Below are 13,625 nucleotides of genomic sequence, written 5' to 3' on the forward strand. Positions count from 1 at the left end.
GGCGCCTTAGTAGCATGGCGCCGGTGGATTGTCGTGATGGCTTGTGGCGAAGCGGATGGGCCTTCCAGATGGGCCTTACTACAGAACCGCCAGCAGCGTCGCCGCCCCATCGGCGTCCGCGGCGGCGAGGACGATCCGCTCGGGCCGCACGCCCAGGTCCCGCAGGGTGGCGGCGACGGCCTCGTCCGGAACCGCGACATGGCGCATCAGCGACAGCGCCCCCTGTTCCAGATTGCGGCGCACGGCGGCCTCTTCGGCGGTCAGACCCGGCTCGGTCCAGTGCAGGCGTTCGATCAGCGCGGTGAAGCGCAGGCGCCGGCTGTCGGCCGGCAGGCTGGCGGCGAGGTTGGGCAGGGCGTTGCCGTCCAGCAGGACCGGCGCGCCGTCGGGCAGACGCGACAGCGCGACGTCGGCCGCCAGGATCGCCGACGGATCGACCTGCGGGTGCGGGCCGGGCAGGGCGTGGAGCATGATGCCGGCCCCGGCGGCGCGCAGGGCCTCGACCATGCGGCGGCCATAAGCATTGGCGGCAAGATCGGCCGGCATCACCAGATGCACGGACACGGTCGGATCAGGGGGCGTCGAAAGGGTGGTCACAGGGAACGGGCTCCCGGTTGAAGGGCTGCGGTCGCCATCCCGGCGCCCATGGTCAAGGGCGGCGGAGCGGCCCGTTGGAGGGGCCGACTCCGCCCGGCCGGCGGCCCGGGATGGTTCCCGCGCCGGGCAGGCTAGCCGGATCGTTGTGTCCCCGGCAACGGTGTGGCGCGCGGGAATTGCTGGACAGGGGCGCGCCACCTGCGCTTTGCTTCGCCCGCCGAACGCACCATGTCCCGTTTTACGCGCCGTATCCGGCGCACCCGCTACGCAAAGCCGCTGACGATGCAAGCCGAACGCTCCTCCGCCACCACCACGGTCACCCTGTCCACGCCCGCGGCAGCCGCCGCGGCGGCGCCAATCGACGAGGCCGCCGTGCGCGCCGTCGACCGGGCGCTGGCCGCCCTGCGCCGGGGCGAGGTGGTGGCGATCGAGACCGCCGACGGCACGGTCGGCGCCGCGGTGTCGGTGGAGTCGGTGGCGCTCGACGCCGTGGAGCGGCTGAAGGCGCTGACCGGCGGCACCCCGCGGCTGGTGGTCACCCGCCGCCGCGCCGTGGTGCTGGGGCTGGCCGCCGCCGCCGCGGCGCAGCCGGTGAGCGACATCGCCGACGATCAGGCGCCCGGCGCCGCGGCGGAGGCGTTCGGCGCCATGACGCTCGACCGGCCCGGCGGGCTGACCGCCGACCAGGCCCACGCGCTGGCCGATCCCGAACAGCATCCGCAGGCCCAGGATTCGCTGCCCGCCGGTCTGGCCGCCGTCGAGGCTTGCCCCGGCAGCCGCGAGGCCGCGGCGGTGGATCTCGCCCGGCTGGCCCGCCTGCTGCCCGCCGCCATCACCGCCGACCTGCCGTCGTCGGCCCGGATCAGCGCTGCGGAGTGGGCGGCGGAGCATGACCTGCTGCTGGTGCGGGCGTCGGACGTCGCCGATTACCGTGTCCATGTGGTGCGGACCCTGCGCCGCGTCGCCGACGCGCGGGTGCCTCTGGTCGGGTCGGAAAACACGCGCATCTACGCCTTCCGCCCGGCCGACGGCGGGCCGGAGCATCTGGCCATCGTCATCGGCGACCCCGATCCGCAGCAGCCGGTGCTGGCCCGCCTGCATTCGGAATGCTTCACCGGCGATCTGCTGGGGTCGCTGCGCTGCGACTGCGGCGACCAGCTGCGCGGCGCCATCGCCGAGATCGCCCGCCAGGGCAGCGGCGTGCTGCTGTATCTGGCGCAGGAGGGGCGCGGCATCGGGCTGGTCAACAAGCTGCGCGCCTACCGCATCCAGGACCGTGGCTTCGACACGGTGGACGCCAACGAGATCCTCGGCTTCGAAGCGGACGAGCGCGTCTATCTGCCGGCGGCGGAGATGCTGCGGCAGCTTGGCTTCGAGTCCGTGCGGCTGATGACCAACAACCCGGAAAAGCTGCGCCAGCTCGCCCGCTGCGGCATCGCGGTGGTGGAGCGGGTGGCCCACATCTTCCCGGCCAACGGCCACAACGAGGCCTATCTCCGCACCAAGGCGGAACGCAGCGGCCATATGTTCTGACCAAACGGCCGGGGCGAAAGGCCGGGGCCGGCGGGGCAGGAATCGCCATGCCGGCCCGGCAGTTCTTGCCGGCCTTTCGCCGACCGGGCCGCGCTGGGAATCGGATTCCGGGTGCTGACCGTCCGGATCCTCCCGAATCGGTCGATTCCGCTTCGGATCGGGCGCTCCGGCTTGGCACGCCGCTTGCTGTACCTGTCGTGACCACCGAGCCGGGAGACCGCCCATGGCCATCGACGCCACCATGATCGACAGCAGCGCCGTCCAGCGTCCGGCGCCGCGCGAAAAGGCGTCGCCGGTCATCAGCGACGGCCACAATGGCGGCCCGGTGGAAATCCAGGGCGACATGTCCTTCTGGGACTTCCTGGACATCATCAACCCGCTGCAGCACATCCCGATCGTCAGCACCATCTATCGCGAGATCACCGGCGACACCATCCAGCCGTCCATGCGGATCATGGGCGACATGCTGTATGGCGGCGTGATCGGTGGCATGGCCTCCATCGCCAACGCGGTGGTCGAACAGGCGACGGGTCAGGATGTCGGCGAAACGGTCATGGCCTCGCTCGGCTTTGGGGACGGTGACCATCCCGCCGCCTCCACCGCCGTCGCGGACGCCTCGGGGGGGCCGGCGGCGTCCGGCTCCCCCGCGGAGCCGCAACAGGCGCAGCAGGTTGCCGCCGGCGGTCTTGCCGCCGCGCTGGCCGCCGCCAAGCCCGCCGATCTCGGGTCGGCGCCGCCGCAGCCCGCTGCCGGGCAGCCGGTCCGGCTTGCGGCCGCCACCTCCGCCGCCAAATCCGCAGATGCCTCGCCGGTCCTGACGGCGCAGCTCGCGGCCGGGGCGGTTCCTCATCCCAGCAAGATGCCGGCGCGCGACACGCCGCTGGCCAGCTCCGCGCTGGCGAAGCACAGCGTGCCCCGCTATGCGGCGCCGGTCCCCGGGGCGGTGACCGCCAACGCGCGCGCCGCCGGTGCGACCGCGGCCAATGGCGGCCAGCCCCAGCCCGCTGCCGGGCAGGCAGGCGGCCAGCCGGCCGAGGCGGCCCCCGCCGCCGGCCTGACTCCGGTCGCGCCGGACATGCTGTCGGAGACGATGATGCGCAACCTCGCCAAGTATGAGCAGTCGCGCAAGACGGCGCAGAGTGCCGCGAGCAGCACCACACGGGTGACGGGATGAGCATCGAGATCACCGTGACGCCGGATGCCGGCTGCAATGACGGCGCACCGGTCACCACCGGCCGGCTGCGCTGGCCGGGCGGCGAGGTGCCCTGTGTGCTGGGCCGCGGCGGCGTCCGTGCCGACAAGCGGGAGGGCGACGGCGCCACTCCCGTCGGCCGCTTCCCGCTGCGGCGCGTGCTGTGGCGTGCCGACCGGCTGGCTCCGCCGGAGACCGGGCTGCCGCTCCAGACCATCGCCGAGCAGGACGGCTGGTGCGACGCGCCGGAGGATCCCGCCTACAACCGTCCGGTCATCCGGCCCTATCCCGCCAGCCACGAGGAGATGTGGCGGGACGATCACGTCTACGACGTCGTGGTGGTGATGGGGCACAATGACGACCCGGTGGTGCCGGGGATGGGCAGTGCCGTGTTCCTGCACCTCGTCCGCCCGGACCGCGCGCCGACCGCCGGCTGCGTCGCGCTGGCGCCCGACGACATGCTGCGCCTGTTGAAGGACTGCGGGCCGGGAAGCGCGCTGAGCGTCGCCGGCCCGGCCGCCTGATGCTGCGGCCTGTTGTCGGGCCAGGGCGTTTACCGGGCCGTTTATTGGGCCGGATAGGGGCGCGCGCCGAAAATCGCCGTGCCGACCCGCACATGGGTGGCGCCGAAGCGGACCGCGGTCTCGTAATCGCCGCTCATGCCCATGCTGATTTCCGACAGACCCAGCCGGCGCGCCATCTCCGCCAGCAGGGCGAAATGCATCGCCGGCTCCTCGTCCACCGGCGGGATGCACATCAGCCCGGTGACGGGCAGCCCCAGCCGGTCGCGGCAGTCGGCCAGGAAGGCCTCCACCTCCACCGGGGCGAGGCCGGCCTTCTGCGGCTCCTCGCCCGTGTTGACCTCGATCAGGCAGCGCGGGCGGCGGCCGGATTTCGCCATCTCCTCCGCCAGCGCCTCCGCCAGCTTCGGGCGGTCCAGCGTCTGGATCACGTCGAACAGGGCGACGGCATCCCGGACCTTGTTGGTCTGCAGCGGACCGATCAGGTGCAGTTCCAGCTCGGGGAAGCGCTCCTTCAGCGCCGGGAACTTGGCCTTGGCCTCCTGCACCCGGTTCTCGCCGAACACGCGCTGGCCGGCGGCGAGCGCCTCCTCCACCGCTTCGGCCGGATGGGTCTTCGACACGGCGACCAGCGTCACCGAGCCGTCGCCGCGCCCGCAGGCCGATGCGGTTTCCGCAATGGCGCGGCGCACCGAGTCGAGCCGTCCCGCCACGCTGTCCGCGTGGGCGGAACCGCCTGCTTCGGCGCCGGTTTGCGTATCTCTGCCAGTGCCCTGCGTCGTCGTCATGGCCGCCCCCAATCCGGTCGCTGCGGGTGTACAGCGCTTCCGCGGCGTGTTAGCGGACGGTCCGCGGAAACGCAAGCGCCCCAAGCGACCATGCCCTTTGCGTCCGGATCGCCGGTGCGGGGGATCGTCATCGTTTTTGCACATCGAGGAGACCTCCGCATGCGGAGTCCGTATCGTTCCCTGCTCTCCGTCCTGACGTCGGTGGCCCCCGCCGGCCTCCTTGCTGCCGCGGTCGCCATCTGGTCCGTCGCCACTCCCGCCCACGCCGAAGACCATGCGAAGCCGGCCCCCAAAACCGCAACGCCGAAAGCCGAGGGCAAGGCGAAGCCCGGCGCCAAGGACGGCAAGGCCAAGCTGATGCTCGGCTCGCCGATGACCAAGGTGCGCTTCAGCGAGCCCGCCTTTCCGCTGACGGACGACGGCACCTATCGCAGCTTCATGGACAGGATTCTGGACGAATACGGCCGCCGTTGCGTGCGGCAGGAGCAGTTCGGCTGGGAAATCGCGAAGGACGATCAGGAGCGGCTGGACTTCATCTTCCAGGGGACGATGGCGAATTACGGCCGTCTCGGCTTTCTGCTGGGGGAAATCCATCCCAAGTCCGTGACCGATCCGGAAACCCTCGCCTTCCTCGCCGACCGCAACAAGGAGCGCTACCTGCTGGTCTGGACGCCGCTGGAGTCGTCGGTGCTGTTCATGATGTGCGATACCGCGGCCAAGGATGCCAAGGCCGACCAGCCGAAATCCGCTCCGAAGAAATAGGGGCGGTCCGGAATGACGGAAAAGGCGGCGGATGTCTCCGCCGCCTTTCGCGTTCGTGCCGTCCGGGATCGCGGGCGCTCAGAAAGCGAAGCGGGTGTCCCACAGGACGATGTTGGCGTCGTTGTTCACACCGCCGACCTTGTTGTCGAGATAGCTGTATTCCAGACCCGTGGTCAGGCCCGGCGCCACGGTGTAGGTCACGCCGGCCTGCCAGACATGGGCACGGGAGTTCAGCCCGGCGAAGTTGCTGTCGATGCCCTTGGCGTCGGTGTAGGTGGCGGCCAGGATGACCGGACCCATCGTGTAGTTGGCGCCGACGATCCACAGCTGCTGATCGTCCACGCCGCGGGTGCCGGTGGCATAGCCGCTGTCGCCGCTGAAGGCGTAGCTGCCGCCGACCTTGAAGTTGGCGTAGGACACATTGGCGCCGACATGGACCGAGGACAGGTCCTCGAGCCCGCTGGCCGCCTTGGCGAACTGGTAGGCGGCGCTCGCCTCCACGCCGAAGCCGCCGAACGCGCCCTTGTAGGTGGCCTGGACCTCGGCCATGTCGTGATAGGCGGTGGTGTTCTTGCGGCGGTTCACGTCGGTGTTGCTGCTGCCGTACACCGGGGTGTAGGCGGCGCCGACCTGGAACCCGGCGAAGCTCGGCGTCAGGTAGATGATCTTGGTGCTGGCGTCGCCCGACTCCAGCGTGCGCAGGCTGCCCAGCACATAGGGAGCGCCATTGGCGTTCACGTAGTAGTTCAGGAACTGGGCATCGGGCGAGCCTTCGATGCCTTCGACGTTCGGCCCGATGATGCCGTATTCGTCCGACAGGCCGTTGATCACGCCGGCCTGCACCGTGCCGAAGCCGCCGTTCACGAAGATGAAGGCGCGGTCGCTGTCGGTGCTGCGGTTGTTGGCGGTGCCGCCGGAGGCGCGCAGGCGCAGGCGGGCACCGTATTCCAGGCCGTTGTCGGCCTTGGCCGTCGGTGTGATGTTGAGGCGGAAGCGGTTGGCGAACTCGGTCTGGCGCAGCCCGTTGTCATTGTCCTGGTCGACATAGGCGCCTTGGAAATAGGCGTCGCCACCCAACAGGATATCGAACTTGGCCTGGGCCGAGGCGGTGCCGCAGCCGGCGGCGAGGGCGACGGCTGCACAGCCGATGACGAGAGAGCGCTTCATGGCATGTCATCCCGGATGCATGCGCCCCATCGGAGAGAGGCGCGAGCGGTGTCTTATGCTCCAAAACTTAATCCCGTCACCGGTCGACCGGCAAGTGACCGATATGGTGGAAGTCTCCGCATCCCGAGGACAGTGATGGGAAAAACACGCACTCCCGGATCATGTGAATTCATATAATAAGTATTTGGCGATTTTCTGGCGATTGCTTGCAAGGAGATCGCCGCTTTGTCACCGGAAAGGGGTAACCCCTTCGCTGGGCGCGTCGTGATGGTCCTGTACGCCGGCGGGCATAGCGGGGCACGGCATCCGGGGGAACAAAAAAAGAGGCGGCGGATTTCTCCGCCGCCTTCGCGTCTGCTGCCAGGAGCCTGCTTCTTAGAAAGCGAAGCGGGTGTCCCACAGAACGATGTTGGCATCGTTGTTGACGCCGCCCGACTTGTTGTCGACGAAGCTGTACTCCAGGCCCGTGGTCAGGCCGGGGGCGACGGTGTAGGTCACGCCGGCCTGATAGATGTGGGCGCGGGCATAATCGGCGGCGGTGGCGGCACCGGTGCCGACATTGGCGCCCTTGGCGTCGGTGTAGGTGGCGGCCAGGATCACCGGACCCAGGGTGTACTGGGCGCCGACCAGCCAGACCTGGTTGTCGTCGACACCGGTATGGCCCTTGCGATACCCGCTGTCGCCGCTGAAGGCATAGCTGCCGCCGAGGGCGAAGGCGCCGTAGGAGATGGTGGCGCCGGTGTGGATCGACGACAGATCTTCGAAGCCGGTCGGAGCCTGGGCGAACTGATAGGCGACGCTGGCTTCCAGGCCGACGCCGCTGAAGGCGCCCTTATAGTAGGCCTGGATTTCACCCATGTCGTTGTAGGTGACGTTCTTGCGGCGGTTCACGTCCGTGCCGCTGCTGCCGTAGGTCGGCGTGTAGGCGGCCGACAGCTTGAAGCCGGCGAAGCTCGGGGTCGAGTAGACGATCTTGGTGCTGGCGTCGCCCGACTCGAGCGTGCGCAGCGAACCCGTCACGTACGGCAGCGAGGTGACGCCGTAGTAGAGGCCGTAGAAGCCGTCCGGGCTGCCCGAGATGCCGTCGACGTTCGGGCCGATGACGCCCGAGTCGTCCGACGGGCCGTTGGTCACGCCGGCCTGCACCGAACCGAAGGTGCCGTTCACGAAGATATAGGCGCGGTCGTAGTCGGTGCTGCGCGCGTTGTTGGTGCCGTTGCTGGCACGCAGACGCAGGCGGGCGCCGTATTCCAGGCCGTTGTCGGCCTTGGCCGTCGGGGTGACGGTCAGGCGGAAGCGGTTGGCGAACTCGGTCTTGCGCAGGCCGTTGTCATTGTCCTGGTCGACATAGGCGCCCTGGAAGAAGGCGTCGCCGCCCATCAGGACGTCGAACTTGGACTGGGCCGAGGCGGTGCCGCAGCCGGCGGCGAGAGCGACGGCTGCGCAGCCGATAACGAGAGAGCGCTTCATGGATTGCCATCCTTGTGCGTACGCCCCGTTTGACCGGGAGCGGCGGTTGTCTTGTCGGCCGTGACCTTCCGGCCGGGGCCCTTATGGGAATGACTTAATCGCGAGTTGCTCGGCGCCACAAGGGGGAAACCGACGTGCTTTCACGCATCCGCAACACAGTTGCGGGAAAACCACACCGGTAACTCTCTGAAAAGAAAAGGAAAATCGATTATGCCGCTTTTTTGGCGCATGAGCGGCCCAGGATTTGGGCGTCCTGCCCACGCCGCGGGCATAAAATTGGGCATAAAAAAAGAGCGGTGGCCGAAGCCACCGCCCTCTCTTTCCGTTTCCGGACGTCTGATCGGAAGACCGATTAGAACGCCAGGATGGTGCGGACGAGCACGACGTTGCCCTTGTCGCTGAGAGCCGAGGTCTCGGCATCCAGGTCGAAGTAGTCGTACTGAGCCTGCAGGGTCAGGCCCGGAGCGACGGTGTAGCCGACGCCGATTTCGTAGACCTGCAGCTCACGATCGCCGGAGATGGCAACCGAGCCGGCGTCCTTGCCGTTCTTGTAGTTGGCGCCGACGACGATCGGGCCGGTGGTGTACTGAGCACCGATAACCCAGTTGCGGGTCGACTCGGTGAACAGGCCGGTACGGTCGTTCAGGCCCGACTTGCCGAAGTCGGTGTAGCTGCCGCCGATGCTGAAGCCGGCGTAGCCGACGGTGGCGCCGACCTGCCAGGCGTTCAGGTCCTTGTAGTTCGAACCGGCGACGTTGTCGACGGCCTGGCCCCAGTAGTAGCCGGCGCTGCCCTTGACGGTCACGCCGCCGAAGGTGTTGTTGTAGTTCGCGCCGACTTCGACCATGTCGGTGTAGGTGCCGTTGCCGCCGCCGGCGAAGGTGCCGACCGGCTTGACGCGGTTCACGTCCGTGCCCGAGCTGTCGTTACGCGGGGTGTAGCTGGCGCCCAGCTGCAGACCGGCGAAACGCGGCGAGAAGTAGACGATCTTGGTGGAGTTGCCGTCCGGGTTCAGCGACGGCCAAATGATGCTGTTGCCGGTAACGGTCGCGGCCGGGCCGTTGCCACCGATGTTGGTGTTCGGGCCGAAGTAGTTCTGGACCTGATCGACCAGGGCCAGCGGCAGGTAGTCGGTCGGCGCCGAGACGTAGGTCTCGTCGTTGAACGAGTTGGTCACGCCCATGCGGACCTGACCGAAGGTGCCCTGCGCGAAGATGTAAGCGCGGTCAGCGTCGGTGGTACGGGCGTTGTTGGCGCCGGAGTTGGCGCGGATACGCATGCGGGCACCGTACTCCAGGCCGTTATCGGCCTTGGCGGACGGGATGATGTTGATGCGCATGCGGTTGCGGAATTCGGTCGAGCGCAGGCCGGAGTCCAGGTCCTGATCGACGTAGCCGGCCTCAAAGTAGGCGTCGCCACCGACCTTGACTTCGAACTTGGCCTGGGCGTTGGCGGCGCCAGCGCCGAGGGCGAGAGCGGCGGCAGCGGCGCCGGCCAGCAGATAACGGTTCATGATTGTTGCCTCCATCCTGGCAGCAGATGTTTCAGCCTGGTTGACGTCCTGGCTGAGACTTTCGTACGCACCCCCGCCCTTGCCAGCAAGCGGCAAATCTCCCCGATTGCTGCATTGGGGGGACAGTGTGTCGCACGGAGCACACTAAGAAGACCCCCCTGTCCGCCCCGCCACAGTCGAAGCCGGCAGGCCCCGCCTGTTGTCGTCCTGTTGTCGCGAGGCGGGGCAAAGACGCTTCCGCTGTTGCGTGGGGCCGTCCACTTATGGTCTGTTCACCGGCATTCCGCGCGTGACTCGCGCGCGGCATCCCCATTTCTGAACCGGGTTCCCGACCATGCGCCGTTCGACCGCCCTTCGCCTTGTCCCTGTACTGCTCGCGGCTTCCGTCTCGATCGCCGGCTGCGCAAGCTGGGGCGGCAAGACCGAAACCGTCGAAGAGCAGATGAAGAACAAGGACTACAAGTTCGGCAGCCTGCTCGGCACCGACGGCGGCCTGAACCTGTTCGGCAAGAACAAGCGCGGCGGCGACCAGGACAGCGCCGGCGGCATCGGCGTCAACAGCTTCCTGTGGCGCGCCTCGCTCGACACGCTGTCCTTCATGCCGATCGCCTCGGCCGATCCGTTCGGCGGCGTGATCCTGACCGACTGGTACACCCCGCCCGATTCGCCGAACGAGCGCTTCAAGGTCAACCTCTATATCATGGACCGCCAGCTGCGCGCCGACGGCGTCCGGGTTTCTGTGTTCAAGCAGCAGCGGACCGGCAACGACTGGCGCGAGGTCGCGGTCGGGCCGGAGACCGCCGGCCAGCTGGAGGATGCGGTGCTGACCCGCGCCCGCCAGCTTCGCGTCTCGCAGAACGCCGCGGTCCGCTGACGCGGCGACCGGCCTCCCCGGGCGACCCCCAGGCTGCCCCTGGGCGGTCCCCCGGGCTTTCGAGCATCTGGTACAACGGAAAACGGCGTCGCGCTCATGTCGCGTTACAATGTCAAGGAAACCGAGGCGAAGTGGCAGGGCGTGTGGGACGGCAAGGGCTGTTTCACCGCGCGCGAGGACGCCTCCCGGCCCAAATACTATGTGCTGGAGATGTTCCCCTATCCGTCGGGGCGCATCCACATGGGCCATGTCCGCAACTACACCATCGGCGACGTGATCGCGCGCTTCAAGCGCGCCAAGGGCTTCAACGTCCTGCACCCGATGGGCTGGGACGCCTTCGGCCTGCCGGCCGAGAACGCCGCGCTGGAGAAGAAGGTCCACCCGGCCGCCTGGACGCGCGAGAACATCGCGACCATGCGCGGGCAGCTGAAGACGATGGGCCTGTCCATCGACTGGGACCGCGAGATCGCCACCTGCGACGTGGAGTATTATCGCCACGAGCAGAAGATGTTCCTGGATTTCCTGAAGGCGGGCCTCGCCTACCGCAAGGAATCCTGGGTGAACTGGGACCCGGTGGACAACACCGTTCTCGCCAACGAGCAGGTGATCGACGGCCGCGGCTGGCGCACCGGCGCGCTGGTGGAAAAGCGCAAGCTGTCGCAGTGGTTCCTGAAGATCACCGCCTATGCCGAAGACCTGCTGAAGGGCCTGGAGACGCTGGACCGCTGGCCCGAGCGCGTCCGCATCATGCAGGAGAACTGGATCGGCAAGTCCACCGGCGTCCGCTTCCGCTTCAAGATCAAGGGGCGCGAGGAGGAGCTGGAGGTCTTCACCACCCGTCCGGACACGCTGTTCGGCGCCTCCTTCGCCGCGATCTCCCCGAATCACCCGCTGGCCGCCGAACTGGCCGCGTCCAGCCCGGAACTGGCCGAGTTCATCGCCGAGTGCAACCGGCTGGGCACCAGCGAGGAAGCGATCGAGACGGCGGAGAAGCGCGGCTTCGACACCGGCCTGAAGGTCGTGCATCCCTTCGATCCGTCGTGGGAGCTGCCGGTCTATGTCGCCAACTTCGTGCTGATGGAATACGGCACGGGCGCGATCTTCGCCTGCCCGGCGCATGACCAGCGCGACCTGGATTTCGCCCGCAAGTACGGTCTGCCGGTCCGTCCGGTGGTGATCCCGGCCGATGCCGACCCGGCGGCCTTCGATGTCGGGACCGAGGCCTACACCGGCCCCGGCGTGCTGCGGAACTCCGCCTTCCTCGACGGACTCGACACCGAGTCGGCCAAGGACGAGGCCGGCAAGCGGCTGGAGGCGGCGGGCCAGGGCGAGCGCACCACCCAGTACCGCCTGCGCGACTGGGGCGTGTCGCGCCAGCGCTATTGGGGCTGCCCGATCCCGGTCATCCATTGCGAGTCGTGTGGCATCGTCCCGGTTCCGGACGACCAGCTGCCGGTCGTGCTGCCGGAGGACGTGACCTTCGACAAGCCCGGCAACCCGCTGGCCCACCACCCGACCTGGAAGCACACCAGCTGCCCGACCTGCGGCAAGCCGGCGCTGCGCGAGACCGACACCTTCGACACCTTCATCGAGTCGTCCTGGTATTTCGCCCGGTTCTGCTCGCCGAAGACCGAGGATGCCGCCTTCACCCGCGACTCGGTCGACTACTGGCTGGGCGTCGACCAGTATATCGGCGGCATCGAGCATGCGGTCCTGCATCTGCTCTACAGCCGCTTCTGGACGCGCGCGCTGAAGACCTGCGGCTATCTGGATCTGGAGGAGCCGTTCACCGGCCTGTTCACCCAGGGCATGGTCAACCACGAGACCTACAAGGACGCCGGCACCGGCGCCTGGCTGGCCCCGACCGACCTGACCAGGAACGACAAGGGCGAGTGGGTCCGGGCCGACAGCGGCGCGCCGGTCAATGTCGGCCGCGTCGAGAAGATGTCGAAGTCCAAGAAGAACGTGGTGGACCCGGCGCACATCATCGGCACCTATGGCGCCGACGCCGCCCGCCTGTTCATGCTGTCGGACAGCCCGCCGGAACGCGATCTGGAATGGACCGAGGCCGGCATCGACGGCGCGTGGCGCTACATCAACCGCCTGTGGCGGATGGTGACCGAGGCGCCGGTGGAGCTGCCCGCCGCCGGCACGCCTAGACCTGAGTCGTTCGGCCCGAAGGCCGACGCCGCCCGCCGTCTGGTCCACAAGACCATCGCCGGCGTGTCGGAGGATCTCGACAAGTTCCGCTTCAACAAGGCGGTCGCCCGTGTCCGCGAGCTGTCCAACGCGCTGGGCGAGCTGGACGGCAAGGGCGAGGGCGAGGCCTGGGTCCTGCGCGAAGGCTTCGAGTCGCTGGTCCGCTTGGTCGGCCCGATGATGCCGCATCTGGGCGAGGAGCTGTGGGCGCAGCTCGGGCACACCACCCTGCTGGCCGACCAGCCCTGGCCGGAGGCCGACCCCGCCCTGGTGGTGGAGGACAGCGTCAAGGTCGCGGTCCAGGTCAACGGCAAGCTGCGCGCCACGCTGGAGCTGCCGCGCGACATGGACAAGGACGCGGCGGAGCAGGCGGCGCTTGCCGATGCCAACGTCCAGCGCGCCATGGACGGCAAGCCGGCGCGCAAGGTCATCGTCGTCCCGAACCGGGTGATCAATGTCGTCGTCTGATACCAGACTGTTCCGCCAGACCGTGGCGCGGGGGCTGTTCGCCCTCGCGCTCGGTCTGTCCGCCCTGTCGCTGTCGGGCTGCGGCTTCCAGCCGCTCTACGGTGGCCAGGGGGTTGGAGCCGCCGCGGCCGACCGGCTGATGGAGGTCGACATCGCGTCGATCCCCAACCGGGAAGGGCAGAAGCTCCGCAACCTGCTGATCGACAACTTCTATCCGTCGGAGCGGCCGAGCAATCCGCGCTACCGGCTGGATGTGGCGCTGTCGGCGTCGGAGCAGAAGCTGGCCCTGCAGAAGGACGCCACCGCCGTGCGCGCCCAGCTGCTGGTCAACGCCCCCTACCGGCTGACCGACACCCAGACCGGTCAGGTGGTGTTCCAGTCCAGCTCGCGCTCGATGATCAGCTACAACACGCTGGAACAGCATTACGCTGCCATCGAGACGGTGCGGAGCGCCTATGACCGGGCGCTCGAGGACATTTCCAACGACATCACCACCCGCGTCGCCATGTATCTCGGCCGCGGGTCCTGACCGGCCGGGGAT

At 68.4% G+C, this 13,625-nt stretch carries 12 protein-coding genes; 7 read left to right on the forward strand and 5 right to left on the reverse strand.

The features are described from left to right. Nucleotides 1–78: 78 nt before the first annotated feature. Nucleotides 79–597 (reverse strand): glycosyl transferase, encoded by a 519-nt coding sequence (locus ACCD06_RS17840; protein WP_413342187.1) that lies wholly within the window; start codon nt 595–597, stop codon nt 79–81. Between the two features lie 282 nt (nt 598–879). On the opposite strand from ACCD06_RS17840, the gene ribA reads away from it, so the two are divergent. The 3 genes from ribA to ACCD06_RS17855 all read left to right on the forward strand — a co-directional run bounded on the left by ribA (nt 880) and on the right by ACCD06_RS17855 (nt 3,846). Next, nucleotides 880–2,130 (forward strand): GTP cyclohydrolase II, encoded by a 1,251-nt coding sequence (gene ribA / locus ACCD06_RS17845; RefSeq protein ID WP_413342524.1) that lies wholly within the window; start codon nt 880–882, stop codon nt 2,128–2,130. A 223-nt stretch (nt 2,131–2,353) separates the two neighbouring features. Next, nucleotides 2,354–3,304, forward strand: a complete 951-nt coding sequence (locus ACCD06_RS17850) for a hypothetical protein (protein ID WP_413342189.1) — start codon at nt 2,354–2,356, stop codon at nt 3,302–3,304. After that, nucleotides 3,301–3,846 (forward strand): L,D-transpeptidase family protein, encoded by a 546-nt coding sequence (locus tag ACCD06_RS17855; protein WP_413342191.1) that lies wholly within the window; start codon nt 3,301–3,303, stop codon nt 3,844–3,846. Before ACCD06_RS17850 ends, ACCD06_RS17855 begins: the two co-directional genes overlap by 4 nt. 41 nt (nt 3,847–3,887) lie before the next feature. On the opposite strand, the gene ACCD06_RS17860 is transcribed toward ACCD06_RS17855, so the two are convergent. Further along, nucleotides 3,888–4,631, reverse strand: a complete 744-nt coding sequence (locus tag ACCD06_RS17860; RefSeq protein ID WP_413342193.1) for a YggS family pyridoxal phosphate-dependent enzyme — start codon at nt 4,629–4,631, stop codon at nt 3,888–3,890. A gap of 159 nt (nt 4,632–4,790) precedes the next feature. Between ACCD06_RS17860 and ACCD06_RS17865 the strand changes: the two genes are divergently transcribed. After that, the gene (locus ACCD06_RS17865) at nt 4,791–5,393 is read left to right on the forward strand and encodes a hypothetical protein (protein ID WP_136704984.1); all 603 of its coding nucleotides are present in this window, start codon (nt 4,791–4,793) and stop codon (nt 5,391–5,393) included. A 78-nt stretch (nt 5,394–5,471) separates the two neighbouring features. Here the strand turns inward: ACCD06_RS17865 and ACCD06_RS17870 are convergent, their stop codons facing one another. The 3 genes from ACCD06_RS17870 to ACCD06_RS17880 form a co-directional block, all read right to left on the reverse strand. Beyond that, a complete protein-coding gene (locus ACCD06_RS17870) occupies nt 5,472–6,560 on the reverse strand; it encodes a porin (protein WP_109076001.1) in 1,089 nt (362 codons plus the stop codon). A gap of 375 nt (nt 6,561–6,935) precedes the next feature. Next, entirely contained in the window at nt 6,936–8,030 is a 1,095-nt protein-coding gene (locus ACCD06_RS17875; protein ID WP_109076000.1) for a porin, read from the reverse strand. Between the two features lie 352 nt (nt 8,031–8,382). Further along, complete coding sequence (locus ACCD06_RS17880; RefSeq protein WP_413342196.1) at nt 8,383–9,558, reverse strand: porin; 1,176 nt, start codon at nt 9,556–9,558, stop codon at nt 8,383–8,385. 319 nt (nt 9,559–9,877) lie between these two features. On the opposite strand from ACCD06_RS17880, the gene ACCD06_RS17885 reads away from it, so the two are divergent. The 3 genes from ACCD06_RS17885 (at nt 9,878) to lptE (ending at nt 13,613) form a co-directional block, all read left to right on the forward strand. Beyond that, the gene (locus ACCD06_RS17885) at nt 9,878–10,417 is read left to right on the forward strand and encodes a DUF3576 domain-containing protein (RefSeq protein ID WP_109075998.1); all 540 of its coding nucleotides are present in this window, start codon (nt 9,878–9,880) and stop codon (nt 10,415–10,417) included. 96 nt (nt 10,418–10,513) lie between these two features. Beyond that, on the forward strand, nt 10,514–13,084 hold the full coding sequence (gene leuS / locus ACCD06_RS17890; RefSeq protein ID WP_413342198.1) for a leucine--tRNA ligase: 2,571 nt from the start codon (nt 10,514–10,516) through the stop codon (nt 13,082–13,084). Continuing rightward, a complete protein-coding gene (gene lptE, locus ACCD06_RS17895) occupies nt 13,071–13,613 on the forward strand; it encodes an LPS assembly lipoprotein LptE (RefSeq protein ID WP_136704988.1) in 543 nt (180 codons plus the stop codon). The genes leuS and lptE overlap by 14 nt, the downstream gene beginning before the upstream one ends. Nucleotides 13,614–13,625 lie beyond the last annotated feature (12 nt).

The sequence above is a fragment of the Azospirillum sp. CT11-132 genome, from assembly GCF_047302835.1.
Classification (GTDB): Bacteria; Pseudomonadota; Alphaproteobacteria; order Azospirillales; family Azospirillaceae; genus Azospirillum.

Excerpts from the sequence above, each read along its gene's own strand:
- ribA (WP_413342524.1), top strand. The coding sequence starts at position 880 with ATGCAAGCCGAACGCTCCTCCGCCACCACCACGGTCACCCTGTCCACG.
- ACCD06_RS17850 (WP_413342189.1), top strand. The coding sequence starts at position 2,354 with ATGGCCATCGACGCCACCATGATCGACAGCAGCGCCGTCCAGCGTCCG.
- ACCD06_RS17855 (WP_413342191.1), top strand. The coding sequence starts at position 3,301 with ATGAGCATCGAGATCACCGTGACGCCGGATGCCGGCTGCAATGACGGC.
- ACCD06_RS17860 (WP_413342193.1), bottom strand. The coding sequence starts at position 4,631 with ATGACGACGACGCAGGGCACTGGCAGAGATACGCAAACCGGCGCCGAA.
- ACCD06_RS17865 (WP_136704984.1), top strand. The coding sequence starts at position 4,791 with ATGCGGAGTCCGTATCGTTCCCTGCTCTCCGTCCTGACGTCGGTGGCC.
- ACCD06_RS17870 (WP_109076001.1), bottom strand. The coding sequence starts at position 6,560 with ATGAAGCGCTCTCTCGTCATCGGCTGTGCAGCCGTCGCCCTCGCCGCC.
- ACCD06_RS17875 (WP_109076000.1), bottom strand. The coding sequence starts at position 8,030 with ATGAAGCGCTCTCTCGTTATCGGCTGCGCAGCCGTCGCTCTCGCCGCC.
- ACCD06_RS17880 (WP_413342196.1), bottom strand. The coding sequence starts at position 9,558 with ATGGAGGCAACAATCATGAACCGTTATCTGCTGGCCGGCGCCGCTGCC.
- ACCD06_RS17885 (WP_109075998.1), top strand. The coding sequence starts at position 9,878 with ATGCGCCGTTCGACCGCCCTTCGCCTTGTCCCTGTACTGCTCGCGGCT.
- leuS (WP_413342198.1), top strand. The coding sequence starts at position 10,514 with ATGTCGCGTTACAATGTCAAGGAAACCGAGGCGAAGTGGCAGGGCGTG.
- lptE (WP_136704988.1), top strand. The coding sequence starts at position 13,071 with ATGTCGTCGTCTGATACCAGACTGTTCCGCCAGACCGTGGCGCGGGGG.